At 73.3% G+C, this 673-nt stretch carries 1 protein-coding gene; it reads right to left on the bottom strand.

The window, feature by feature from the left end; genetic code table 11:
• Positions 1–244: 244 nt before the first annotated feature.
• Positions 245–673 (bottom strand): CoA pyrophosphatase (locus tag E6R62_RS37925; RefSeq protein WP_136217956.1); only part of this gene is annotated, 429 nt, incomplete at its 5' end.

The raw sequence follows: 673 nt of genomic DNA, 5'->3' as shown, positions 1-673 counted from the left end.
CGGCGATCAGCAGCAGGATGTCCAGCACGTTCACCGAATCTGCCCTCTCCTTAGTCGTGCCTGGGCACCTGGTCGTTGCCTGGAAGCTGCTGTCCGGTCGGCACCGGATCACGCCGCCGCGTCCCGTGGGTTCGGTCACACGACGGCGCCGGGCACGCGGCCTCCGCCACCACGGCGACGCACCACGCACCCGTGCCCACGCGACCGGCCGGAATCCGCCGGTGGCCGCGCCCCCGTCACCTTGTCATGCGTGCCGGTCGAGCGTGACCTGCTTTGTACGGTCCCAGGGCTGCTCCCAGCCCGCGTAGTGCAGGATGCGGTCGATCACGCCGGCGGTGAATCCCCAGACCAGGGCCGATTCGACCAGGAAGGCGGGACCGGCGTGGCCCAGCGGGTGGACGGCGGTGGCGCGGTTGGCCGGGTCGGTGAGGTCGGCCACCGGCACGGTGAAGACGCGGGCCGTCTCGCCCGGGTCCACCACCCGGACCGGGGTCGGATCGCGCCACCAGGCGACCACCGGCGTCACCACGAAGCCGCTCACCGGGATGTACAGCTTCGGCAGCACGCCGAACGGCTGGACGCCCAGCGGGTCGAGGCCGGTCTCCTCCTCGGCCTCGCGCAGCGCGGCCCGCAGCGGGCCCGTGGTGAGCGGGTCGCCGTCCTCCGGGTCGAG

Origin of the sequence: Streptomyces sp. A1136, assembly GCF_004795055.1 — a bacterium.
Classification (GTDB): domain Bacteria; phylum Actinomycetota; class Actinomycetes; order Streptomycetales; family Streptomycetaceae; genus Streptomyces.
Note: the sequence above shows the minus strand (reverse complement) of the source record. Positions and strands in the feature narration are given on the sequence as shown.